Origin of the sequence: Vibrio sp. L85, from assembly GCF_963871815.1 — a bacterium.
In the GTDB taxonomy this organism is placed as follows: domain Bacteria; phylum Pseudomonadota; class Gammaproteobacteria; order Enterobacterales; family Vibrionaceae; genus Vibrio; species Vibrio harveyi.
Map to the genome: position 1 here is coordinate 87,056 of NZ_CAWMYL010000246.1, position 23,326 is coordinate 110,381.

Here is a 23,326-nt window from a genome sequence, read left to right on the forward strand (position 1 = left end):
CTTGATAATGATTCCTACTACCGAGATTTACCCGTGAACGTAAAAAGATATGCCATTGCCGGTGGCGCCTCTTTAGTGGTGCACGCAGCGCTTCTTTTTGTCTCCCAAGAGACAAAAGTGTTTGCAATGCCAGCAGGCAATCCCACCAGCTCGGTAAGCTTGAATTTAGTCTCAGCGCCAAAACCGGTACAAGCGGCTCCTACGCCACAAGAAGTGGTGGAAGAGAAGCACCCGGAGCCAAAGAAACAACCTGAGCCTCCGAAGCCAAAACCAAAGCCTGAGCCGATTAAAAAGACGGTAGAAAAGCCGATCGTAAAAAAAGAAGCGGTGAAGAAAAAACCAGTCCAAAAGAAACCTGAACCGGTTAAAAAACCTCAACCACCAAAACCCGTTGCAAAGAAAGATCCGCAACCAAAAGAAAAAGTGGAAGAGAAAGTCGCAAAAGAACCTCAACCACAACAAGCGGCTCCTACTGATCAATCGAAAGGGGCGACATCACAGCCAGTGATGATTGACCAACCGACGTTTGTTTCTCAACCAGTACAACCTCGTTACCCACGTTCAGCGCAAAAGCGTGGTATTGAAGGGGTTGCGCTGTATGAAATTTGGCTTGACGAAAACGGCAACCAGATTAAACAAGTACTTATCGAATCATCTGGTGCAGAAATGCTCGATCTTTCTGCTCTACGTGCCATTAAACAATGGCAGTTTTCACCTCATATTTCTGGCGGGCACAAAGTCGCTCACCGAGTTCAAATCCCAGTTCGTTTTAAGTTGGATGGATAATGGAACAGCTACAACATTTACAAACCCAATTTGGTCTTATGACTTGGCCTTTAGTTATTTGCTCTGCACTTACAGTCATGATCATTGCGGAAAGACTCTTTCAAGTATTCATTAGCCTAGGAGTTGGTAAACGCGCGATTCGCCAAAAGCTGACCAAGCTTGACCCAACCAACAACAAAGACATCGAAGCACTAGCGGATGAGTTTTCGGGTAAACGACCTCTTTTATATCGTGGTGTTGCAATGCTGCTTGCGCATCACTCTTTTTCTAAATCACTGCGTGAAGATGCGGCTGGTATTTGGCTTCAAGAAAAACGTCATCAGTTGCACTCAGGTCTGCGTCTGTTGACCTTGATTGGCGTGATCAGCCCCCTGATTGGTCTATTAGGTACCGTTCTTGGTCTTATCGACATGTTTAAAGGTATTGCTTCTTCTACCGGTAACATTACGCCAAACGACTTGGCAGATGGCTTGGGTCTTGCGATGCGTACGACTGCAGCTGGTTTGATCATTGCGTTACCTGCTATTTCTGGCGCACAACTGATTGGTCTTTGGGCAGATCGTGTTATCGCTAAGCTTGAACACACTCTGAACTATGTAAATCTGTGGCTCGAAGGCATTTCTCTACAGCATGTATCTCCGGAAAACAGCAAAGAAGTCGCGACTGTTGCAAATCATGTTGAAGCGAGAAGTTCATGATTAAGGCACCACAAGACAACAACAGTCATGGCTTAACACCAGACTTAACGCCACTGCTCGACATCATTTTCATCGTAATGGTGTTTTTGATGCTCACTGCAGCAGTGAAGTTAGATTCCCTAGATGTGAACCTACCAAGCACCGATTCCCAAGCTGTGGCTGAGGTGGACAAACAATCAATCACGGTGAACATCCTTAAAGAAGAGCCACACTGGGCGATCAACGGTAAGACGTACATCGATTGGGAAAACTTTACGATGGCTCTGTTAGAAGAGAGCAAATCAACCGACAAACCTATTGTGATTGGTGCGGAAAAAACCGCAGACATTCAGTCACTGGTTAAGCTTCTTGGCTTTTTACAAGAAAACGGAATTCAAGCGACTCAACTGCTCACTGAAGAGTCGCAATAGAAGAACATAAGATTGAGAACACACTAATGAATAAAACACTTTCGCCCGTTCGTACCGCATTGACTGCAGCCATTACTATGCTTGCTAGTGCGAGCCTATTTGCCAACGAAGCTCCATCAAATGAACGCGTGGTCAGTGCCGGCAGCGCTGTCACTGAACTGTTACTTGCTCTTGATGCAAAAGATAGCCTTGTTGCTGTCGACGTAACAAGCCAACTACCGGAAGGTATGGAGTTACCAAAAGTTGGTTACCACCGTCGTCTTTCTGCTGAAGGGCTACTGGGATTAAGCCCGACTAAATTGATTGGATCAGATGAAATGGGACCAAACACCACGCTAGACCAATTGAAATCAGCAGGTGTTGATGTTGAAGTCGTCAACACAGAAGCAAACGTGGAAGGTTTGGTTGATCGTATCGACCAAATTGCGACCATCATGCATCGCGAAACTCAAGCGACAGCACTAAAAACTGAAGTTGAAGCACAAGTGAAAGCACTGGAAGGCAACCAACCAGCAAAAGCTGACAAAAAGAAAGTACTTTTCCTACTGATTCACGAAGGTCGCCCAGCAAACGTAGCGGGGTCAGAAACAACACCAGATGCAATCATTCAACTTGCAGGTGGAGAAAACCCAGCAGCAAGCAAACTCTCTTCATACAAGCCACTGTCAACAGAAGCTATGGTCGAGATGCAACCAGACGTGATTCTTGTGAGTGGGCGTAGCTATCAAACAATGGGCGGTGCAGATGCCATTCTGAAAGCAATGCCTCTCCTTGCCGCGACTCCAGCAGGTATGAACAAAAACATCGTGACAATTGACGGTCATGCGCTTGTTGGTGGTTTAGGACTTAAGAGCCTTTCAGAGGCGAAGCGCCTAAACGAGCTGCTTTACCCGTAGAGAGATTCAATGCTGTTAAGACGAATTCCTTTATCTACTACCCTACTCGCGTTATCTGGCATTTTAGCTTTTATCGCAGTGGCGTCCATTACAGTAGGTCCAATGAATATTAGCTTCTCAGACAGTCTGAGAAGCTTAACAGGAGCAGGTTCAGACCTTGCTCCTCATATTCAGTTAGTCATCAACGAAATCCGCCTTCCACGCACCATTCTTTGTATGTTTATTGGTGCGATCCTCGCTATCTGTGGTGTTGTGATGCAGGGGTTATTCCGAAACCCTCTAGCCGAGCCAGGCATCATCGGTGTTTCCGCTGGCGCGGCGCTTGGTGGCGCATTTGCAATCGTCGTATTTGCCGATTTCAGTCAAAACTACCCGACACTAATGAACTTAGCTGCCTTGCCATTTTTCGCCTTCCTCGGCGGTGCAATTACCACGGTATTAGTTTACTGGTTAGGTACGAATAAGTTTGGTACGTCAGTCACCATCATGTTGCTTGCGGGGGTTGCAATCAGCGCACTCTCGGGCGCTGCGATTGGTTTTATGAACTTCATCGCCGATGATCAAATGCTGCGAGACTTAACTCTTTGGTCGATGGGATCGCTGGCTGGGGCAAACTGGTCAGGGATTGGTTTAGCTGCTGTGACTCTCATCATCTTGATGTTCTGGTTCCAGAGAAAAGCCATGTCATTAAATGCGTTGCTTTTGGGAGAATCAGAAGCCAAACACCTAGGTGTGCCAGTACAGAAGCTCAAACGCCAACTTATCCTGTTGTCTGCAGTTGGTGTGGGTATTACGGTGAGTATCTGTGGTGCAATTGGATTTATCGGTCTGGTGATACCGCATTTAGGTCGTATGCTTGCCGGTCCAGACCATCGCACGCTGCTGCCTATTTCAGCGCTTATGGGCGCACTACTTCTTACCGCTGCTGATATGTTTGCACGAGTTGTTGTTGCACCCGCAGAGTTGCCTGTAGGCATTGTAACCGCATTGATTGGTGCGCCATTCTTTATCTACTTACTGTTCCAACAAAAAGGGAAGATTCTGTAATGAATGACATCGTTCTGTCTGGCAGAAACATCTCCATGAGATATGGGAGCCGAGTGGTACTAGACGACATCAGTATTGATATTCGTGCAGGCGAGATCACCGCATTATTAGGTCCTAATGGCGCGGGTAAGAGTACACTGCTGAAGCTATTGTGTGGCGAGATTCCGTCTCAGAATGATATCCAGTTCTTTGGTAAACAAAAAAACGACTGGGAGCCTTCGGAGAGCGCCAAACACGTGGCGATGTTGCCGCAGCACAGCACGCTGACATTCCCGTTCTTAGCGAGAGAAGTGGTCGAACTAGGTGCGATTCCTCTGTCCATTTCTAATAAAGAGACCACGGAGCTTGCTCTGCAATACATGAAGCAAACCGATGTTTTGCATTTGGCTGATAACCTCTACCCTGCTCTCTCTGGTGGTGAGAAACAACGTTTGCATTTGGCTCGCGTGTTAACACAACTTCATCTATCCGGTGATAAGAAGATCTTAATGCTGGACGAGCCTACCTCTGCATTGGATTTAGCTCACCAGCACAATACACTAAAAATCGCTCGTCAAGCGGCAAAAGAGCACAACGCAGCGGTTGTAGTCGTATTACACGATCTTAATTTGGCATCCCAGTATGCAGATCGCCTTGTACTACTGCACGACGGTAAACTTGTCTGTGACGATACGCCATGGAACGCATTAACACCGGAACGCATAGAACAGGTTTACGGCTATCACTCCATTGTGACCAAACACCCTACGTTGGATTTCCCACAAGTTCACGCTGCGGCATAACCTCTATCGATTAACCAAACGATTCATGCCTAACAAAGCCCAATGTTCAATATTGGGCTTTTATTTTGCCTAAATAACACTCAAATTTCCGAGTCTAATCTGTTTTAATCATTCAATAATATTTTGGATACACAAATAACTAAATTGAACAATAGGTAAATTCTGAATTGCCATTTAGTTATCAACAATAATACATATTGGGAATTAGAATAATTTATCATTTAATTAATAATCATCCTCATCAATATCGATTAATTATTAACTTATTTTCAAACGAAAGATGAACATTAAGTTTCCAACTTAATTCAGGTTGCGATAAAATTTTTTGCGACATTCATCACACAATATATCTATTCTCCCCCTTAGACTCCGGACTTTTCAAGCCCCCCAAATTTGCAGTGAGTCTATGAAGCTTTCTAACTTAAGTATTAAAAGTAAAATTAGTGCGTTGATATTAATTATCTCCGCCGCCGTAATTGCACTCTCTTTCTTCTTTAACTCTCAAATTAAATTAATCGATGGAAAGATGTCGGAATTTTCTGACACCACAGTTCCGAGTATTTTGTTAGTTAAAAACATTGAAATCGAAGTCGGCATTTTAAGAAAAGATGAATTTTCTTTATTGACGAATGTAAACCATGCTGAGTTTAAAGCATGGTTGAAAGGTCTAGATGAATCAGAAAGTAAAGTTGACAACTATATTAAAAAGTATGGTCAGTCGTTATGGGATCAACGTGACCGTGATGCCTTCAACCGTGTCAACGATGCATGGGAAAAATACCGTAGCTTCAATGAAAAATACTCCGCACTGCTTCTAACCAAGCAAGTTGATGAAGCCAACGCAATGCTGCTTGATGGCTTCCCTGCTTTCCAAGAGCTACAAAACGCTATCATCGCTCTTGTTGAGCTAAACCAAACCTTCATTAAAGAAGACATCGACAGCACACATATCGTGGTAACCGATGCGATTACTTATGGCATCATTGCTATTGTAGCCTTGTTAGCTTTGGGTTTTTCTCTAGGGCTATTCCTTACCAAGCAAATTTGCTCGCCACTTAACTATGTTGTTGAAATGGCGTCTAAGATTGCCTCTGGTGATCTTACTTACCAACTGCCACGCAATAAGATTGGTAATGATGAACTTGGTATCCTTGCCGATGCATGTATCGATATGCAAGCGAAGCTTTTAAGTCTGGTTGACAGCATTTCTTCAACTACCGCACAAGTAAGTACAGCAACAGAAGAAGTGAGCGCGATTTCGGAACAAACTTCATCTGGTATGGACGAGCAGCAACAACAGCTTAACCTGATTGCAACCGCAATGAACGAGATGCAAGCAACAGTTAACGATGTCGCCAACAATACCGAAGCCGCATCTGAAACCGCGAATGGTGCGTCGAACGATGCGAAACAAGGTTTAGAAGTCGTTCAAGAGTGTATCTCGCAAATCAATGAAGCATCTGTTGCGATCCAATCTGTTGGCACTATGGTCAGCGAGCTTGAGCAAGACGCATCAAACATCAGCGTTGTCGTCGACGTGATTCAAGATATTGCTGAGCAGACCAACCTTCTGGCTCTCAATGCAGCGATCGAGGCAGCACGCGCTGGCGAACAAGGTCGAGGCTTCGCGGTTGTTGCAGACGAGGTACGTACACTAGCAAGTCGCACGCAATCATCCACAGAAGAGATCGTCTCCATCATTAGCAAGCTACAAAACTGCTCTAAAACCGCAGTGTCTGCGACAAACAACAGCAATGATTTGATTCAAGTGTGTGTTGAACAAGCACAAAACGCAGGTGCAACCATTGGTCAAATCGAGCAAAGCGTGGACAACATTGCAGAGAAAAGCATTCAAATTGCAAGCGCATGTAGCGAGCAGAGCTCAGTCACTGAAGAATTGCATCGTAACGTAGAACACATCAATCAGTTCTCTAGTGAAGTGGCAACGGGCTCTCGCCAAACCGCGGTTGCTTGTCGTGACTTAAGTGAGCTGGCTGTTGGTCTACAAGAAATTGTAAGTCAATTTAAAACGGCTTAGCCAATCATTAAAGGCTTCTAGCCTACCTTTACTCGCATATCCAAAGCCCAATGTTCATTCATTGGGCTCTGTTTCTTTTATCGCTTCAGAGAAAACCCGATCGCCGTCTCGATTCTCCAATTTATCCCACCGAAACCCACTAGCATCAGTGGTAACCCACTATGATTATTCTTTGTGGCGTATAAAGTGTAAAAACTATTTCTATACCCAAGTAACCTCGAGATGCTAGGTTCAGCGAGAATGACTTGGAGCAACAAAGTATACAAACCAAGGCCCTTACTATTTGCAAAGAGTGCCCTTTGGGAGCGTGTCTTTGACTCGCTTTTTTAGTCAAACAAATGGCTGCGTCAAACAACTTGGAAAGAGCTAGCTATTACACTGCGTTGTTTTCCTTACTCTCGAATCAATGACAACGCTCTGAATCCTGCATCTTGAAGTCACTTGGGCATAATAATTAATCAATTGATGAATATTGAGGGAATTATCGCCCTAGCCGACTAAAACTTGTCCACGTTACACTGAATACAGTCCCACATTCTTCTGCAACCTGACCTACGATCAGGCTCAACTTCTTGAGGAAGCATCGCATGATGAAGCGAATCATTCTTGGCACCTTTGTTATTACCCTTTTGACCGCTTGCTCAAAAGACGATGGTCAGCAAGCTCTTGGCACACTAGAACGTGACCGCGTCACCTTTACAGCCACCTCAAGCGAAATCATTCGTGCTCTACCCATTAAAGAAGGCAGCCAAGTAACTGAAGGTGAGGTGCTAGTTCAACTCGATACTAAGAACCAAGAAGCGATATTAGCCCGCGCCGTAGCTGAGCAAGCTAAAGCAGATGCTTACCTATTAAAGCTGACCAATGGCGAACGTCCTGAAGATATTGCAGCAGCCCAAGCAAGAGTTGCAAGAGCAGAAGCGCAATTAACCGAAGCTCAAAAGAACTACCAACGTAAAGCAGAATTGGTACGTAAGAAACTCATCAGCCAATCGGAAAAAGACACCGCATTGGCCGCAAGAGATTCTGCGCGTGCCGAGTTAGATTCGTCACAAGAAGAGTTCAGCAAACTTACCGCAGGCTCACGTCCAGAAGACATTGAACAAGCCAAAGCCGAACTGATGGCAGCAAAAGCAGATGTGGCTCTTCAACAGCAAAAACTAGCAGAGCTAACCATTACCGCTACCCGTGATGGTTTGCTCGACAATCTACCTTTTAACTTAGGCGAGCGCGTTCCAGTCAATGGCATCGTTGCCGTGATTCAAGCAAGCCGTGTCCCTTATGCACGTGTTTATGTCCCTGCGACTTATCGAGTTAACTTTATTCCCGGTAAAGCCGTACAAGTCCATGTGGATGGCGTCGAAAAACCTTTAGAAGGAACCGTGCGCTGGGTTGCCACTGAGCCATCATTTACCCCCTACTTCGCCCTAACAGAGGAAGAGCGTTCGCGCTTGATGTACCTTGCAGAAGTCGATTTACAAGACTCTGCTGAATTTCTACCCTCAGGCATTCCTGCACAAGTGGATTTAGTGGAGTAAACGATGACTGAATACGCAATTCAAGCAGAGAATGTGGTAAAGAAGTTCGGTGACTTTACTGCCATCAATAACATCACGCTCAATGTGCCCAAAGGCAGTATTTATGGCTTTCTGGGTCCAAATGGTTGTGGTAAATCTACCACCATTCGTGTGTTAACGGGTCTACTCAGCCCAAGTGAAGGCAATGTTGATGTTTTAGGGTTAGAGATCCCAAGACAATCTGAGCTATTGCGACTCAAAATTGGTTACATGACGCAAAAATTCTCCCTCTACGATGATCTTTCCGTTCAAGAAAACCTCGAGTTTATTGGGCAGATCTTTGGCATGGATACTAAAGCACTTAAAGCTCGCATCGAAGAACAATTAGCGACATATGGACTTGATCAATTACGTAAGCAACGCGTTGGTGGCATGAGTGGCGGACAAAAGCAGCGACTTTCTCTTGCGGCAGCGACCATGCACAAACCTGAATTGTTGTTTCTCGATGAGCCAACCTCCGCCGTAGACCCGGAGAACCGTCGTGACTTCTGGGAGCAATTATTTGATCTCTCCGATCAAGGCACCACAATTTTGGTCACCACTCACTATATGGACGAGGCAGAACGCTGCCATCGACTTGCTATTATGGAGGCTGGAGAAATCCGTGCTGATGGTGAGCCGGAGCAACTCATGGCGCAAATGGGTGTGAATATTGTCGAGGTCAAAACGGATAACTTGCGTGAACTGAAAGAGAAAGTCATAAAACGTGAAGAAGTCCGTTCTGCTGCCCAGTTAGGTATCCGCTTACGCATCCTAATTCATCAACATATCGAACAACCGATTAATTGGTTAATACAAACCTTCCCAGAACTTGCAGGCTGCGAGATGAACATCGCGCGTCCTAGCTTAGAAGATGTATTCGTTAGTGTAACGGGGGAAGGTCGCCAATGATGAAGTCCATTGCTCGAATGAAGGCGGTGATGATCAAAGAGATTCGACAGCTTTCCCGTGACCGAATCACCTTTGGCATGGTGGTCATGATTCCTCTGATCCAATTATTGTTATTTGGATTCGCCATCAATACCGATATTCGCAATATTCCCGTCGGCGTTGTTGACCAAAGCGGTAGCACCGCAGGTCGCGTTATTACTGAATCGGTAAAAGTGACTCAAGTTGTCGATGTGGTCGAAACCTTTGCCACCGCTTCAGAGGCGGAACAAGCGATACAAGACGGTCTCGTGCGCGCGGCACTCATTCTGCCAAGCGATTTAACTCAGCGTATGGTGCAAGGTCGAGAGCTGGGACAGTGGATTGTAGACGGCTCTGATACCATGATCAGTTCAGCCATTCTCTCGCTGCAGACCATGCCATTGACTGATTTCGACTTTGAGATCCGCCCTGCTCCCACCAAAACTTTTGAAGTCGCGTTGTATTACAACCCGAGCCGGCGCTCAGCAGTGAACATCGTACCCGGTTTACTTGGGGTCATACTTACAATGACGATGATCTTGTTTACCAGTGCTGCCATTGTGAGAGAAAGAGAACGAGGCAACTTGGAATTACTCATCACCACACCAATTCACTCTATTGAGCTCATGGTCGCTAAAATTATTCCGTACATCTTTGTCGGTTTAATTCAGGTATTTATTATTCTTGGCTTGGGGCATTGGATCTTTGGCGTGCCGATAAATGGAGCCATTAGCCAGATATTATTTGGCACCTTGTTGTTTATAGCTGCCAGTTTAACGCTCGGTTTGGTGATATCCACCATCGCCACAACACAACTTCAAGCCATGCAGATGACGGTATTTATTCTCCTCCCGTCTATCCTTCTGTCTGGTTTTATGTTCCCTTATGAAGGGATGCCAATCGCAGCTCAATGGATATCAGAGGCTCTGCCCGCGACCCACTTTATGCGCATCATTCGTGGTGTGGTGCTTCGTGGTGCCGATCTAATGGAGTTATGGCGAGACACAATATGGTTACTTGGTTTTACCGTGGTGGGCTTAGTCGTCGCCTCTTTGCGCTTTAAGAAATCACTCGATTAGACCAGAAACAAAAATGCCACTCCGTTCAATACGAGTGGCATTTTATACCCAAGTAACCTCGAGATGCTAGGTTCAGCGAGAATGACTTGGTTTGTAGACGCGGCGGCGACTTAAAGATCTAGTCATTCTAAATCAACAATCGGCAACAAAGTATACAAGCCAAGGTCCTTACTATTTGCAAAGAGTGCCCTTTGGGAGCGTGTCTTTGAATCTCGATAGAAGCTAACGATGAGCCGTTACTGGTACTTCTCACCCGCAGCTGCAACGAACGCCATTTCGACTAAGAGTTCAGGATTCGCCAATTCAACTTTGACGCAAGCACGGCTCGGTGCGCAGCCCTCAGGGAGCCACGCATCCCACACTTCGTTAAGGGCATCGAAGTTAGCAAAATCTGTCACGTAAATCGTCACAGATAGAATGCGTGACTTATCGCTGTCAACACTTGCTAGCATTTGCTCAGCTTGGTCGAAAATCTGTTGTACTTGCCCTTTCATATCCGCAGTTGTATCTGCTTCTGCCACCTCAACAAAGTTGGCAATACCGTTGAATACCGTTACATCAGACCAACGTTTGCATGGATTAATACGATGAATTGTCATGTTATTTCTCTTAATTACTGCTTCTCAACCAAACACACAGGCGCACCGATGTCGCATGAGTATCCGGTTGGAGTGATAACGCCGGTTTCCGGATTCCTATGGAAGCTAGCGACATTATGTGAATGTTGATTGGCAACGAGCATCCACTGCCCGTCACGGGATAAAACAAAATCTCTTGGGAACGCGCCACCACAATCGGACGCGGCAATTTGAACCGGAATATCACTCGTTACATCAAATGTACTGATCAGATTTTGCGCACGGCATGAGACATAGACAAAGCGCTCATCCGCAGAGAGACGAATAGCAGACGCCGCTTCTTTGTTCTCTTCATCGGTTAGCAACTTAACTTGCTGAGCCAGATTCCATTGCCCCCTTTGCTTGTGAAGTACCGCTAGCGTTTCGGACAGTTCGCAAACAACGTACGCGACAGACTCATCACTATCGAAGACCAAATGACGAGGGCCAGAACCAGGAGGCATCGCGATGCTTTGAGAAAGTGAAAACTTAACTGTCTCACCATCTTTTTTATAGTCATAGAAATGAACACTGTCTGTGCCTAAATCGACCACAGCAAGTTGCTCGGAGTGGTTGAGAAACGTTGCTTGATGCGCATGAGGCGAGGCTTGACGATCAGCATTGGGACCACTGCCTCCCACATATAATTCTGCGATGGATTTCAGAGGCTTACCTTGTTCATAAAGTTGGTAAACACTTACATTACCGGAACCGTAGTTTGCCACAGCAAGCAGCGAGGCTTTGATATCAATATGGCAAGGATAGTCGCCTTCAATTGGTAATGCATAGCTGTCTGTTTTTTCAGCAAAAATCAGTTCTGCACCTTCCAAGCGTTCTACTTCATTAAAGGTATATAACCCCTCTCCTTTGAGCGCAAGGTAAGAAGGGTTACGAACCGTTTTCACCGCTTCAGGAACAAGTTCATTGGTGAGCGTTAATGCGCCAGTAGCAATATCGAGAGAAACACACGCGATGCCCTGACTTTGGCTTGGTGAATCGGTATAGGTGCCTACATAAAAATGTAAGTGACCATTTACTGTCATGAGAAAACCTTTGGGAGATATAAGAGTGCTTAAACGATAAGATGCCGCCTGCGTTACCAGACGGCAATCCCTTTTAGTTATCAATCGGTTAAAGTGTGAAGCAACCGCTCAGTTGGTACGACAATAGCGACAATGGTTTCATCAAAGATAATCGCATTTTCATTGATGATTTGTTGATACGCTTTAGCGTCAGATTGACTAATACCACGGCCCTGCTTGGCGAGCTCAATCAAGGTTAAACTTAAGTCGGCAACTTTGATGGCAGACTCTGCAACTGGCACCGTTTCTACTGACGCCACGTTGGCTGCGAAAATAGGTTTGGCTTGCTGCGCCGCTAACTTAACGCTTTGATAATGCATCGCTAACGCATCCAACGCGCTTTTATCACCTTGAGCATAAACTGCGACCAAATCTTTCATCTCGTACACTGCTAGGCTTTCTACTGGCAATGCATCCGCAAAGCGGTTTAGTCGCTCATACTGGTTGTACAAATCACCCTCGTTTGGCGTAGAGATCCACTTCTCCCAGTGACGAGCGTAGTATTGAGCCGGCTCGATGTACTTCGCTAACGTTTGTAGCGGTGCTTCGTCCGCACCATTAGCAAGACGTTTCAACATCATATTGGCATCGGCATGATGGCGCAGACCAAGCGAAATCTCAGACCATGTATCCATCACCTTCATGCGCTTGTACATGCTGCGCTCATCGGTCAGGTCTTGGCTCGACCATAGGCGCTCAGCAATCGCGTAGCTTCTGGGCCATAAACGTTGCTCGATGGCCATTGAATCGAGGTTCTCACCCCAAATGGTAATTTCTCCACCTAAGATTAGCTGCTGTTCTTTCTCGGTCAGCTCAGCCGGATAGCCACCGTTAGGCTCAGGAATGACACTCCCTGCCATGTCACTGCTCGCGACCAACTCTCCAGTCGCAGGCCAACGAACATTGCCTATCAACTGGTAACTAGTGTCTTTCAACTTGCCATCCGCGAAGTCATAGTTGAATTCGGTGTAAGACATAAAGTTATCGAAGTGCCCTTTAAACTTCACACCCGGCACATACTCAATGATGAACACCTCTTCGCGGGACTTACCGTTGTAATCGGTAAACGCACGATAGCTGCCGTCTGTTGCTTCAATAATGGTTAGATTGCCGGTGCGCGGACCGCCTTTGTTGCGTGGTTTCACCCAGTCATAAGTCGCGAATTTCTCACCTTGATGAAGTTGGTCATCTACCGTGATTCCTTTCGGCATTGGGTCATTGCGATAGTGGTAACTGGTTGGCTGCGGCTGATCTAGGTAATAGCCTGTTGAAAGAATACCTTGGTAGCCCTCTTTTGCAGCTCGACCGATACTGTCGTGCCCTTGCCAGCTTTGAATCACAATCGAGGTTGGAAGGTCTTTGTGCCAGATTTCATCCCAGCCAGTCATCTTCTTACCGCGCTGTTCCAGCATCTGTTCAACCTTGGTGTTCAGATACGATTGCAGACCACGCTCACCATCAAGATTGTTGTCTTTGATGAATTGCTGAATCTTCGGGTTGTCTTTCCACTGTTGGTAATTTGGTTCATCGCCGCCGATATGGAAGTACTCATCAGGGAAGAGCTCAACCACTTCGTCGAACACGCTCGCCAGCATCTTGTAAAGTTCGGGATTGGTCGGGTCCATTAACGGCTCAAACACACCCCAGCCACGTTGATGCGGATAAGATTGTTCCCCCATACCAGACATTAATTCAGGGTAAGCGTGCGCCACTGCCGAAGCATGTCCCGGCAGAGAGATTTCAGGGATAACTCGAATGCCAAGGTTATGCGCGTAATTCACCACATAGCGAATTTCATCTTTGGTGTAGTAATCACCATCTGCGGTGTCTTGCCACAGCTTTTGGTAATTATCGAGCTGGATACGAATCGCTTGGTCATCCCAAATATGCCAATGGAAAACGTTCATTTTTGCTGATGCCATCGCATCGAGTTGGCGAAGAATCACATCAAGTTCGATAAAGTGACGGGAAGTGTCGTAAGAAACGCCACGCCAAGGAAAGCGAGGTTCATCTTGAATCGACACCGCAGGCACAAAGTACCCAGTCGCGTCCGTAGTCACCAACTGCAAGAAGGTTTCTAAACCATGGAAAGCACCGTAAGGGCGTTCGGAGCGAATGATGATCTGACCATTACGCGATTCAAGTTGATACGATTCATCACTGTTAATGTCTTGCACCTCTGACTTGGGCGCATTACGAATATCAATCACCAGAGTCGCGTCTTTTTCCGACTCAGCATGCCAGTTCAACATTGGTAAGCCGGTTTGACGATATAGACGGTCCATGGTGCGCTTGGCGTTGAACTGCACGCGCGGTGAGTCGTAGCCTTTGATGTAAATGCTGAAGGATTTATCCAGTGTGATTTTACCCTGCCCCAACTCTACATTTTGTGGGTAAGGCATTAGGTTAAGATCGGTGTTGGGAGTCATCGCCATCGCTGCCGTTGGAATTGTGATTAAGCCTGAAATGAGTAGTGCTAATGTACCTTTGTTCATCCGCGCCATCCTATTGTTACTAGGGTCTGTTGATCTTTCGCGGTTAAATTTTGTTCGAGATAAAATCGTTTTAGGCGCGGCAAGGAGTGTGCCGCCTAGTCATTCTAAGCAAATACTCCTTAACAAAGCATAAAACGATTTTAGCCGAACCCTTTGGGCAGCGTTTGTTGGTCATTTCTACTGCGTTATCGACTTCTCATGTAGGCTAGCTACATAGCAAAGTCTCTGCCTTGTATAAATATCCAACAATTCGCTGCAAAAATCAGCTCGAAAGTTCAACAGACCCTATAATTGTTCAACCCAAGTCACGCTATTTAATGGGGTCTCGCGACTTGGGTAAAAGAGCTCTATTTTAGTTACGCAACCAGCTCTACTGCTTCACGAACCAGCTTGCCAATTTCGTCCCATTGTTCGTTTTCAATTAAGCTCGGCGCAACCATCCATGTACCACCGCAGCAAACCACACGGTCGATGGCTAGGTAATCATTGACGTTGTTCTTACCGATACCGCCCGTCGGCATCAGACTCACATCAACGTATGGAGCCAGTAGCGACTTCACCATCGCGATACCACCGCTGGCTTCCGCCGGGAAGAATTTGAGGAAGTTCAAACCCAACTCTAGTGCTTGCTCAACCTGACTTGGGTTATTGACACCCGGTACGATTGGCATGTTGATTTCTTGGCAGCGACGCACGGTATTTGGGTTCAGCCCCGGCGCGACAATAAACTCTGCCCCCGCGTCTTTTGCTTGGGTAATCTGCTCTGGCGTCAGTACCGTGCCAGCACCGATGCACATTTGCGGGTAAGCATCGCGCATGGCTTTAATCGCATCGGCAGCGGCTTCTGTTCGAAACGTCACTTCCGCGACTGGCAGACCGTTTTCTACTAGCACTTTTGCCAATGGAATCGCGTGCTCAACCTTATTGATTTGAATAACAGGAATAACTTTGAATTGCTGAAGTTGCTGAATCATTGCTTGGGACATAATACGTTCTCGGAAATTATCGAATTAGATGAGTCATGGCGTCGTTTGGAATGATCGCACCAGGATATTGAATAACGGTTGCTGCTAGTGCGTGACCGAGTTGGGCAGACTGCTCACAGCTTTGCCCGGTCAATCGACCTGCAAGGTAACCAGCAGCAAATGAATCGCCGGCGGCACAAGTGTCGATCACTTTGATGACCTTCTCGGCGGCTACGTAAGCGGTTTGCTTGTCATCACCTTGCGACCAAACCAATTTGCAAGGCTCACAGCCACGTTTAATCACGATTTCTTGACAACCAAAGCGAAGGCAGCGCTGCTCGGCCCTTTCCTCTTCACCCCATACCAAGACATCATCGTCTTCAGTGATAAGCGCAATGTCGACTAAAGGCAGAATTTGGCTGTACCAATGCTTTGCCTCTTGTGCAGACCAAAGTTGAGGACGGAAGTTATTATCGAAGATAACCTTGCCTCCAGCTTGTGAGAACTGACTTAACGCCTTTTTAAGCCTTACTTTGCTATCGTCATTTAGAATCGCAATGCTGATGCCACTTAGGTAGAGGTAATCCAGCTCTCGGTTCGCAATCGCGGCTTCTAATTTGTTGAACGAAGAGGTAGAGAAGTAACTTTTAACGGCTGCGCTGTCACGCCAGTATAGAAAGCTGCGTTCGCCTTCTTGGTCGGTCTGCACCATATACAAACCTGGAAGCTGAGCTGGGAAGATCTCGACAAGATCAGTCCCAATGCCCTCTTGTTGCCAGTTTTCCAGAAGCTCTTGAGAAAGTACGTCCTCCCCAAGCCCTGTCGCGTAAGACACTTGGACAGGCTGCTGAGCCGTTAGTCGAGAGAGGTAAAGTGCGGTATTGAGCGTGTCGCCACCAAAGCCTTTGCGAATTGGGTCGCCGCTCAGTTCAATCATGCATTCGCCAAAGAAAGCAATTTTAGTCTGGGATGAATCGGTCATCGTTCACCTACTTTGGATAAATTTAGAATGGTGGCTCGGGGGAGCCACCAGTTTGTCAGGAGCTTATGAGCGAGTTTCTGTTCGAGCCGAAACTCTTTGCTGTTAAGCGTTTTGATTTACTGTTGTGCGGTTTTTTAATGAAGCGTCTTCTTCTAGAACGCCTTTGTCAGACAGTTCCATTTCCATCAGAGCACGCTCATCATCTAGGATTGCTCGTGCCATTTCTGGTGACACTTGGTTAGCTGGAGTCACTAGGCTTACTGCCACACCAGCGGTTAGGGCAAACAAGCAAGATGGAATCACTGGGTTGCCCCAGAAAGCGGTCAGGTCAGGGCTAAGCATTACTGCAAATGAAGCAATAGACGCACCTGCCAATGTTGCCAATGCACCTTGCCAGTTGTAACGCTTCCAGAAGCGACCCAACATACCGCACACGAACATGCCAGACATAACTGTCGAGATCATCTTAGTGATGTAGCCGATGATGTCGTTAGAGGTTAGCGCAAACAGCAATGCACAACCGATCACTACAACCAAAGCCAAGCGAGAGTAATTCAACATGGATTCTTTGTTTGGCACGCGACCGGTGAACATAACGTACACATCACGCAGTAAGATAGACACGCCCGCAATCGCATCGGAACTTGCACTCGACATGGTTGCCGATAGACCTGCAATAAGAACGATAAGACCAACGCCTACTGGCAATACCGTTGCCGCGATATATGGGAAAGCAAAGTTTGCATTATTCAGCTCGGGGTCAATCGCATGCGCCGCCATACCAATGACTGCAGGGATGATGGAGAAGAACAAGTACAACACACCAGACGCTACGAATGAACGGCGGATGGTTGATACGTCTTTACCTGAGTAGATACGTTGACGGAATGAAGGCGTTGCAAGTACACCCACACCAATCACAACAGCAAGAGAAACTGCTGGGATTAAACCAAGCTTATCAATCGCAAGGAAGCTCACTGCTTCTGGGTCCATGGCTGAGTACAGGTTATCCAAGCCGCCAATGTGCTGCACTGACAGTACCGCCATTAGGATGAAGCCAACGAATAAGATGATAGCTTGAATGGTGTCCGTCCAAACCACCGCCGTGTAGCCGCCAATAACAACGTAAATGGTAAACGCTGCTGCGATGATCATCTTCGCAGTGCTCAGCTCAATATCGGCAATCCACGCTAGGTACATACCACCACCAAGGATGTGTGCGCCCAACCAGCCGATAGAAGCGATAAAGATAAGCAGACCAACCACGTTCTTCACGATGCGGTTTGCACCTACGTAGTATGCGAGTTCTTCACTCATAGTCATAAAGTTGAGTTTACGAACTGGCGCGAACCACAGTGCCAATAACAAGATACCAATTGCGCCGCCAATGCCGTAAAGCGCACCAGCCCAACCATTTGAGTAACCAAAGCCAACCGCGCCCATACTAGAGCCCGTGCCAACCATGGTTGCTACTGTGGTACCTAATACGAGGAACAGAGGTAAGCCTCGACCACCGAGTAGAAAGTCTTCACCTGATTTTTGATTGCGAGAGACAAACCATCCCAACCAAATTAAAAATAAGACATACGCACCGAAGCCGGTAAGAAAAAGTGTACTGTTCATTGAACACCTCTCATATCAAAATCCATCTTTCAGATTGATATAATTCCAGCAGCAAGTATTAGATTTTATTCCAGAAATTATCTAATTTTATTTTTATAGCTTTTGCTAAATATATTAGGCACTACTGCTTTATGAAATTATATTTATGTAGGGAGTGAGAGTGCCAAAAAGATAATAACAGGAAAGTAATTATATTTGGCACTCAATACCCAAGTGACTTCAAGATGCTAGATTCAGAGCGTCGTCACTGATTCAAGTTCAAGGAAAACAACGAAGCGGAATAGCACGCTATTTCCAAGTTGTTTGACGATGAAGTTGCTTCAGTGACACGCTCCCGAAGGGCGAGTTGCCTTGGTTCGCATGCTTCGTTAACAATTTTCGATTTAGAACCACTAGATCTTCAAATTGTTGCCTCGCCTTCAAACCAAGTCATTCTCGCTGAACCAAGCATTTTGAGGTTACTTGGGCATCATTTAATTAGGTAAAGTGTGATTTCTATCGGCGATCTTCGCGGTAGCAAGTCACATCGACTTCGACTTTCACGTCCACCACGAGATCACACACCATGCAAATACGTGCAGGTGGGTGGTCGCCAAAGAACTCTCTGAACACTTTATTGAACGATTGGAAGTAACGAGAATCCGTTAATACCACTTTTACGTGTACCACGTCAGCAAGCGTGTAGCCTGCTTCTTCCATGATGTCGACACAGTTTTGAATCGCTAGGCGAGACTGGTCAACGATACCGCCTTCTACCACTTCGCCATCAGTCATTGGTGTTTGACCCGATACGTATAAGAAGCCGCCCGCTTCAGTTGCACGTGCAAATGGTAAATGTTGACCGCCAGTACCTACGCCGCCTTCTACACCATAACGTTTAATTGACATAATATTCTCCAGTGATAATGGTCAATCTATAAAATTAATTTATTTAATAAGTTATTGATGGGTATTATTTCTATAAATAAATACGCCATTTCTACTTTCGGTGACTTTATCTTTTAAATAAGATATTTCGCCATTTACAAATACAGATTCAATACCTTGCGCGACGGAAATTGGATTTTCGAACGTTGCAGTATCTTTAATTGTATTTGGGTTAAATAAAACCAAGTCTGCGTAAGCGCCTGTTTTTATTTCCCCACGATCTTTCAATTGGTAGCGTGTTGCCGACATCCCCGTCATCTTGTGAATTGCTTCTGCCAATGGGAAAAGCTGCTCTTCACGACAGTAATGCCCCAAGACTTTCGGGAATGTGCCCCACAAACGTGGATGTGGATGCGGGTCATTTGGTAATCCATCCGAGCCCACCATGGTCAACTTATACTTAAGGACACGTTTGACGTCGTTTTCATCCATGCAGTGATAAACCGCACCCGCAGGTTGCAACGCTTTTGCTGCTTCCATAAGAGGCAGTTGCATCTCGTCAGCAATGTCTTTCAGCATCTTGCCAGCGTGTTCTGGCTTGCTTTCAGACCAGGTGATGAAGATGTCGATTTCATCCGTCACCTGTTTTAAATCCAGCGTTGAAGAACTGGCAGAATATGGGTAGCAATCGCAAGACACGTCTTGATGCTCAGAAACCTTATCCATCAAATCCAGCACTTCTACCGTGCGTCCCCAGTTGCCTGCACCTGCGCATTTCAGATGAGAAATCACCACTGGCACTTTGGCGTACTGCCCAGTTTCAAAGGCTTCTTCCATTGCGCTGATGATTTCTTCAAACTCAGTACGCATGTGTGTGGTGTAGATACCACCGTGATGACCGAGAATTTCCGCTAGGCGCATCACTTCATCCGCGTTCGCTTGCTTGGCACTCGCATAAGCAAGACCCGAACTCAAACCCAACGCGCCCTCTTCCATCGCTTGCGCCAATGTTTGACGCATTTGCTCGATTTCTTCATCGGTTGCCGTGCGCAGTAAGTCGTCCATCACGTTGTTACGTAAAGTTGTGTGACCGACTAACGCTGCAACGTTGACCGCAGGGTTCGCTGCTTGCACCGCCTTCGCATACCCCGCAAAGGTTGGATATTTGAAGTCTTCCTGCTTGCCCAATAGGTTCATTGGATCTGGCGGAGTATCACTGAGTACCGCAGGACTCGCGCTAATTCCGCAATTACCTACGATTACCGTCGTCACGCCTTGGCTGATCTTTGGCAAGCAGTCAGGGTAACGAATCACATTGGTGTCATCGTGCGTGTGCACATCAATAAATCCCGGAGCCAACGCAAGACCCTGACCGTTGATAACCTTCTTTGCAGAAAGCTCGTCTAGCTGCCCTACTTGCTCAATACGATCTTGACGAATCGCAACATCAGCAATGAATGGTGCTGCACCCGTACCGTCAAATACCTCTACGCTTTTGATAATGGTATCGAACAACATACTTCACTCTCTTCGTCCGTCGTTAACATGATTCCATCTTAATAATTCTTGAAATTTAAACAGTGAAGAAACACACAAAAAACTCAGATTTGTTTGATACTTTCTAACATATTATTTATGGTGGTTAGCAACAAACACTTAATATCAATCACTTAGACCATGTTAGAAGTAGGTACGCCATGAAAGACAATCGCCAAAAGTGTGATAAAAACTATCATAATGAGTGTGTTACCACGCCAGGTTACGGAGAAAAGGCTCAACCTGTTGCGTGCAATTCCGATGGGTTACACAGTTTGATCCATGAAGAGATCACCTTGCCCGCTGCGGTGATCAAATCTTCTTCATTGAAGAACAACCTCGATTGGATGCAGCGTTTTGCCAATCAGCACAAAGTGAAGTTGTCACCGCACGGTAAAACCACCATGACTCCCGCTTTCTTCCAGCAGCAATTAGAAAACGGCGCTTGGGGCATTACCGTCGCAACGCCAGCTCAGGCAGAGATTGCGGCGCTAGGCGGAGCGAAAAACATCATCATGGCGAACCAACTAGTCGGGCGCGCTAACATGACTATCATCGCCAACTTGATTGAAACCCATGGAATCAACTTCTATTGCTGTGTGGATTCAATCCGAAACGTCAAAGCGCTCGAGCGTGCCTTCGCTGAATATCAGTTGCCGCTTAATGTACTGATTGAGTTTGGTGTCGAAGGCGGTCGCTGTGGATGCCGAAACCAACAAGATGTGGTTGAGCTAGCCACACTCATCCACCAGCAACCTCACCTTACGCTCAAAGGTATCGAGGTTTACGAAGGTGTCATTCATGGTGACAATGCTGAGCAGGACATCCGTGACTTCCTCAACACCACATTAGAAATCGCAGCTCAACTACAAAACGACAAGTTGATTGAGTCCAAACCTCTTGTTACTGGCGCAGGCTCTGCTTGGTATGACGTGGTTTCTGAATGCTTCGCCAACCTAGAAGATTTTGACGCCATAATTCGCCCAGGTTGCTACGCGATTCATGACACAGGCATTTACCTAGACGCACAAAACAAAGTCATGCAGCGTGCTGAAAACAACCAAGGTGCGGCGTGTGATTTAGGTGGTGATTTAGAATCGGCACTAGAGCTTTGGGCTTATGTCATTTCTCGCCCCGAGCCAACCAAGCTAGTTGCCGGCTTTGGCAAACGTGACGTGGCGTTTGATGCCGGATTACCAACGCCCGAGCGCGCTTACCGCGATGGTGAGTCAATCTCTATTGAAAGTGCGGTAACGACCGCAATGATGGATCAGCATGCGTTCATCGAAGTAGACGCAAACAGCGACCTTCAAGTGGGTGATATGATTGCCTTCTCAACCTCTCATCCATGTTTAACGTTTGATAAGTGGCGTGCCGTGGCGGTTTGTGATGATGAGTATCAAGTCACTCATTGGGTGAAAACCCGTTTCTGATGATGAGCTTAGTGAGGCTTTTCGTTATACTTCATGCCAAACCAGTGGAGGCGGCACAATCGCCTCCATGCAATAGATAGGAACACAGCTTGAGTTTAGAAGTCGATATTATCTCTCAAATCACTGAACGTTTCAGTGCGCTGCGCGATGCCGAAAAGAAGGTCGCGAAGTTGATCATGGACGACATTCAAACTGCCGCCAATGCCAGCATTACTGAACTGGCAGAAAGCGCAGAAGTGAGTGAAGCCACCATCACCCGTTTTGCTAAAGCTGTTGGCTGTAAAAACGTACGTGAGATGAAGATCAAACTGGCACAAACCTTAACGGTTGGACAACGATTCATCCTTGAACCGCCTGATCAAAGTGGCTACCAAGGCATCTATGAGTCGATCAAGCAATCCCTTGATGTAAACCGCAGTTTGATTGTTGAAGAAGATATCGACACTGCTGTGAACTGGTTGCACAACGCAAGACAAGTGATCTGCATTGGTATGGGTGGCGGCTCAACCATTGCAGCACAAGAGATGCAGCATCGTTTGTTCCGTCTAGGCTATCCTGTTGTGGCGTACAACGATGGCTTGTTATCGCGCATGATTGCGGCGACTGCAGACGCGAACGATGTGTTGGTGATGATCTCAGCCACCGGCTATACCCCTGCCATCATAGAAACCGCGCAATTAGCCAAGCAGTACGGCGTAAAAGTCATTGTGATTACTCCGAAAGACACGCCTTTGACTGAGCAAGCCGATTTGGTTCTGCCTATTGAGCACCAAGAGACGGACTTCATCTACAAGCCATCCGCTTCTCGTTACGCGATGTTGGCTTTGGTTGATGTACTTTCAATGGCATTAGCCGTTAATCATAAGCGACGCTCGCGCGATAAACTTCGTCGACTCAAAGTTGCCCTCGACTCTTATCGTGGCGGTTTGGAAAGACAGCCTCTCGGGGATTAAACCGAGGTAACTCATATCGATGACAGTCGAATCCGGAAACGACAAAGCCCGATATTCAACATCGGGCTTTTGTTTATTCGCTACTTGGTAAAGGGACGATTGAAAGATATCAGCTACTCACCATGCTATATACAAGTGACTTCAAGATGCAGCATTCAGTAGTATTCGCCCCAAGAGCAATCATGCAAATCAGAGATTATGTAGCTTCTTAGTGAGTTGATTTTAAAATTGAAGACTACTTGCTTGCAGACATTTCGGCTGCGGTCGCTGTAAGTGATATAACCTTCACTGTAAGCCCGCTTACCGTTGGTCGAGGTAATGTCGGCATTGAGTTCTAGATGAGCTTTGTGCTCTTCTACACGCGCCATCATCTCATGTACATCCAGCCACTCTTCTCGGTTCGCCATTTGGATCAGCATCGATTCCGCCTGTGTTTCTAACTTTTGCGGATAAACGTAAAAGCGGTTATAGGCAAAGTAAGCGCTCATTAAAATAAGTATTAACACTGCTGAGGTAGTTCTTGTCATGCAAGTTGCCTCTTATCGTTATGA

General features: G+C 46.4%; 21 protein-coding genes. 12 read left to right on the forward strand and 9 right to left on the reverse strand.

Annotation, left to right across the window (positions count from 1 at the left end; genetic code table 11):
* The first annotated feature begins 33 nt into the window (after positions 1–33).
* The 10 genes from AACR11_RS27270 to AACR11_RS27315 all read left to right on the forward strand — a co-directional run bounded on the left by AACR11_RS27270 (position 34) and on the right by AACR11_RS27315 (position 10,222).
* Complete coding sequence (locus tag AACR11_RS27270) at positions 34–786, forward strand: energy transducer TonB (RefSeq protein ID WP_005452531.1); 753 nt, start codon at positions 34–36, stop codon at positions 784–786.
* On the forward strand, positions 786–1,484 hold the full coding sequence (locus AACR11_RS27275; protein ID WP_005452532.1) for a MotA/TolQ/ExbB proton channel family protein: 699 nt from the start codon (positions 786–788) through the stop codon (positions 1,482–1,484). Before AACR11_RS27270 ends, AACR11_RS27275 begins: the two co-directional genes overlap by 1 nt.
* Complete coding sequence (locus tag AACR11_RS27280; RefSeq protein ID WP_029788605.1) at positions 1,481–1,894, forward strand: ExbD/TolR family protein; 414 nt, start codon at positions 1,481–1,483, stop codon at positions 1,892–1,894. The genes AACR11_RS27275 and AACR11_RS27280 overlap by 4 nt, the downstream gene beginning before the upstream one ends.
* 26 nt (positions 1,895–1,920) lie before the next feature.
* Positions 1,921–2,790, forward strand: a complete 870-nt coding sequence (locus tag AACR11_RS27285) for a heme/hemin ABC transporter substrate-binding protein (protein WP_029788606.1) — start codon at positions 1,921–1,923, stop codon at positions 2,788–2,790.
* A 9-nt stretch (positions 2,791–2,799) separates the two neighbouring features.
* Positions 2,800–3,837, forward strand: coding sequence for a FecCD family ABC transporter permease (locus AACR11_RS27290; protein ID WP_009696421.1), 1,038 nt, complete (start codon positions 2,800–2,802; stop codon positions 3,835–3,837).
* Positions 3,837–4,619: a heme ABC transporter ATP-binding protein gene (locus AACR11_RS27295; RefSeq protein ID WP_017190799.1), complete on the forward strand. Its 783-nt coding sequence runs from the start codon at positions 3,837–3,839 to the stop codon at positions 4,617–4,619. The genes AACR11_RS27290 and AACR11_RS27295 overlap by 1 nt, the downstream gene beginning before the upstream one ends.
* 406 nt (positions 4,620–5,025) lie before the next feature.
* On the forward strand, positions 5,026–6,657 hold the full coding sequence (locus AACR11_RS27300; RefSeq protein WP_029788607.1) for a methyl-accepting chemotaxis protein: 1,632 nt from the start codon (positions 5,026–5,028) through the stop codon (positions 6,655–6,657).
* 587 nt (positions 6,658–7,244) lie between these two features.
* Positions 7,245–8,195, forward strand: coding sequence for an HlyD family secretion protein (locus tag AACR11_RS27305; protein ID WP_408642790.1), 951 nt, complete (start codon positions 7,245–7,247; stop codon positions 8,193–8,195).
* A 3-nt stretch (positions 8,196–8,198) separates the two neighbouring features.
* Entirely contained in the window at positions 8,199–9,125 is a 927-nt protein-coding gene (locus AACR11_RS27310; RefSeq protein WP_029789398.1) for an ABC transporter ATP-binding protein, read from the forward strand.
* Complete coding sequence (locus tag AACR11_RS27315; RefSeq protein WP_033001387.1) at positions 9,125–10,222, forward strand: ABC transporter permease; 1,098 nt, start codon at positions 9,125–9,127, stop codon at positions 10,220–10,222. Before AACR11_RS27310 ends, AACR11_RS27315 begins: the two co-directional genes overlap by 1 nt.
* A 236-nt stretch (positions 10,223–10,458) precedes the next feature.
* Here the strand turns inward: AACR11_RS27315 and AACR11_RS27320 are convergent, their stop codons facing one another.
* From AACR11_RS27320 to AACR11_RS27355, 8 genes are all read right to left on the reverse strand, one after another.
* Entirely contained in the window at positions 10,459–10,821 is a 363-nt protein-coding gene (locus AACR11_RS27320; protein WP_029788776.1) for a RidA family protein, read from the reverse strand.
* Between the two features lie 14 nt (positions 10,822–10,835).
* Positions 10,836–11,882, reverse strand: coding sequence for a lactonase family protein (locus tag AACR11_RS27325; protein WP_029788777.1), 1,047 nt, complete (start codon positions 11,880–11,882; stop codon positions 10,836–10,838).
* An 80-nt stretch (positions 11,883–11,962) separates the two neighbouring features.
* On the reverse strand, positions 11,963–14,416 hold the full coding sequence (locus AACR11_RS27330; RefSeq protein WP_079325292.1) for a beta-N-acetylhexosaminidase: 2,454 nt from the start codon (positions 14,414–14,416) through the stop codon (positions 11,963–11,965).
* 356 nt (positions 14,417–14,772) lie between these two features.
* Positions 14,773–15,402 (reverse strand): bifunctional 4-hydroxy-2-oxoglutarate aldolase/2-dehydro-3-deoxy-phosphogluconate aldolase, encoded by a 630-nt coding sequence (locus AACR11_RS27335; RefSeq protein WP_029788779.1) that lies wholly within the window; start codon positions 15,400–15,402, stop codon positions 14,773–14,775.
* A gap of 16 nt (positions 15,403–15,418) precedes the next feature.
* A complete protein-coding gene (locus tag AACR11_RS27340; protein ID WP_029788780.1) occupies positions 15,419–16,363 on the reverse strand; it encodes a sugar kinase in 945 nt (314 codons plus the stop codon).
* Between the two features lie 102 nt (positions 16,364–16,465).
* Positions 16,466–17,986 (reverse strand): sodium:solute symporter family protein, encoded by a 1,521-nt coding sequence (locus tag AACR11_RS27345; RefSeq protein WP_029788781.1) that lies wholly within the window; start codon positions 17,984–17,986, stop codon positions 16,466–16,468.
* A gap of 495 nt (positions 17,987–18,481) precedes the next feature.
* Positions 18,482–18,874, reverse strand: a complete 393-nt coding sequence (locus AACR11_RS27350; protein ID WP_005425100.1) for a RidA family protein — start codon at positions 18,872–18,874, stop codon at positions 18,482–18,484.
* Between the two features lie 51 nt (positions 18,875–18,925).
* Positions 18,926–20,371 carry an N-acyl-D-amino-acid deacylase family protein gene (locus tag AACR11_RS27355; protein WP_029788427.1) on the reverse strand — a complete coding sequence of 482 codons (1,446 nt, stop codon included), beginning with the start codon at positions 20,369–20,371 and terminating at the stop codon, positions 18,926–18,928.
* 179 nt (positions 20,372–20,550) lie between these two features.
* Between AACR11_RS27355 and AACR11_RS27360 the strand changes: the two genes are divergently transcribed.
* Together AACR11_RS27360 and AACR11_RS27365 are read left to right on the forward strand one after the other, a co-directional pair.
* Entirely contained in the window at positions 20,551–21,822 is a 1,272-nt protein-coding gene (locus tag AACR11_RS27360; protein WP_029788426.1) for an amino acid deaminase, read from the forward strand.
* 89 nt (positions 21,823–21,911) lie between these two features.
* Complete coding sequence (locus tag AACR11_RS27365) at positions 21,912–22,775, forward strand: MurR/RpiR family transcriptional regulator (protein WP_079325294.1); 864 nt, start codon at positions 21,912–21,914, stop codon at positions 22,773–22,775.
* A gap of 155 nt (positions 22,776–22,930) precedes the next feature.
* On the opposite strand, the gene AACR11_RS27370 is transcribed toward AACR11_RS27365, so the two are convergent.
* Complete coding sequence (locus AACR11_RS27370) at positions 22,931–23,302, reverse strand: hypothetical protein (protein WP_005452561.1); 372 nt, start codon at positions 23,300–23,302, stop codon at positions 22,931–22,933.
* Between the last annotated feature and the right edge of the window lie 24 nt (positions 23,303–23,326).

Coding starts and splice junctions, on each gene's coding strand:
- AACR11_RS27275 (WP_005452532.1), top strand. CDS start 786: ATGGAACAGCTACAACATTTACAAACCCAATTTGGTCTTATGACTTGG.
- AACR11_RS27280 (WP_029788605.1), top strand. CDS start 1,481: ATGATTAAGGCACCACAAGACAACAACAGTCATGGCTTAACACCAGAC.
- AACR11_RS27285 (WP_029788606.1), top strand. CDS start 1,921: ATGAATAAAACACTTTCGCCCGTTCGTACCGCATTGACTGCAGCCATT.
- AACR11_RS27290 (WP_009696421.1), top strand. CDS start 2,800: ATGCTGTTAAGACGAATTCCTTTATCTACTACCCTACTCGCGTTATCT.
- AACR11_RS27295 (WP_017190799.1), top strand. CDS start 3,837: ATGAATGACATCGTTCTGTCTGGCAGAAACATCTCCATGAGATATGGG.
- AACR11_RS27300 (WP_029788607.1), top strand. CDS start 5,026: ATGAAGCTTTCTAACTTAAGTATTAAAAGTAAAATTAGTGCGTTGATA.
- AACR11_RS27305 (WP_408642790.1), top strand. CDS start 7,245: ATGATGAAGCGAATCATTCTTGGCACCTTTGTTATTACCCTTTTGACC.
- AACR11_RS27310 (WP_029789398.1), top strand. CDS start 8,199: ATGACTGAATACGCAATTCAAGCAGAGAATGTGGTAAAGAAGTTCGGT.
- AACR11_RS27315 (WP_033001387.1), top strand. CDS start 9,125: ATGAAGTCCATTGCTCGAATGAAGGCGGTGATGATCAAAGAGATTCGA.
- AACR11_RS27320 (WP_029788776.1), bottom strand. CDS start 10,821: ATGACAATTCATCGTATTAATCCATGCAAACGTTGGTCTGATGTAACG.
- AACR11_RS27325 (WP_029788777.1), bottom strand. CDS start 11,882: ATGACAGTAAATGGTCACTTACATTTTTATGTAGGCACCTATACCGAT.
- AACR11_RS27330 (WP_079325292.1), bottom strand. CDS start 14,416: ATGAACAAAGGTACATTAGCACTACTCATTTCAGGCTTAATCACAATT.
- AACR11_RS27335 (WP_029788779.1), bottom strand. CDS start 15,402: ATGTCCCAAGCAATGATTCAGCAACTTCAGCAATTCAAAGTTATTCCT.
- AACR11_RS27340 (WP_029788780.1), bottom strand. CDS start 16,363: ATGACCGATTCATCCCAGACTAAAATTGCTTTCTTTGGCGAATGCATG.
- AACR11_RS27345 (WP_029788781.1), bottom strand. CDS start 17,986: ATGAACAGTACACTTTTTCTTACCGGCTTCGGTGCGTATGTCTTATTT.
- AACR11_RS27350 (WP_005425100.1), bottom strand. CDS start 18,874: ATGTCAATTAAACGTTATGGTGTAGAAGGCGGCGTAGGTACTGGCGGT.
- AACR11_RS27355 (WP_029788427.1), bottom strand. CDS start 20,371: ATGTTGTTCGATACCATTATCAAAAGCGTAGAGGTATTTGACGGTACG.
- AACR11_RS27360 (WP_029788426.1), top strand. CDS start 20,551: ATGAAAGACAATCGCCAAAAGTGTGATAAAAACTATCATAATGAGTGT.
- AACR11_RS27370 (WP_005452561.1), bottom strand. CDS start 23,302: ATGACAAGAACTACCTCAGCAGTGTTAATACTTATTTTAATGAGCGCT.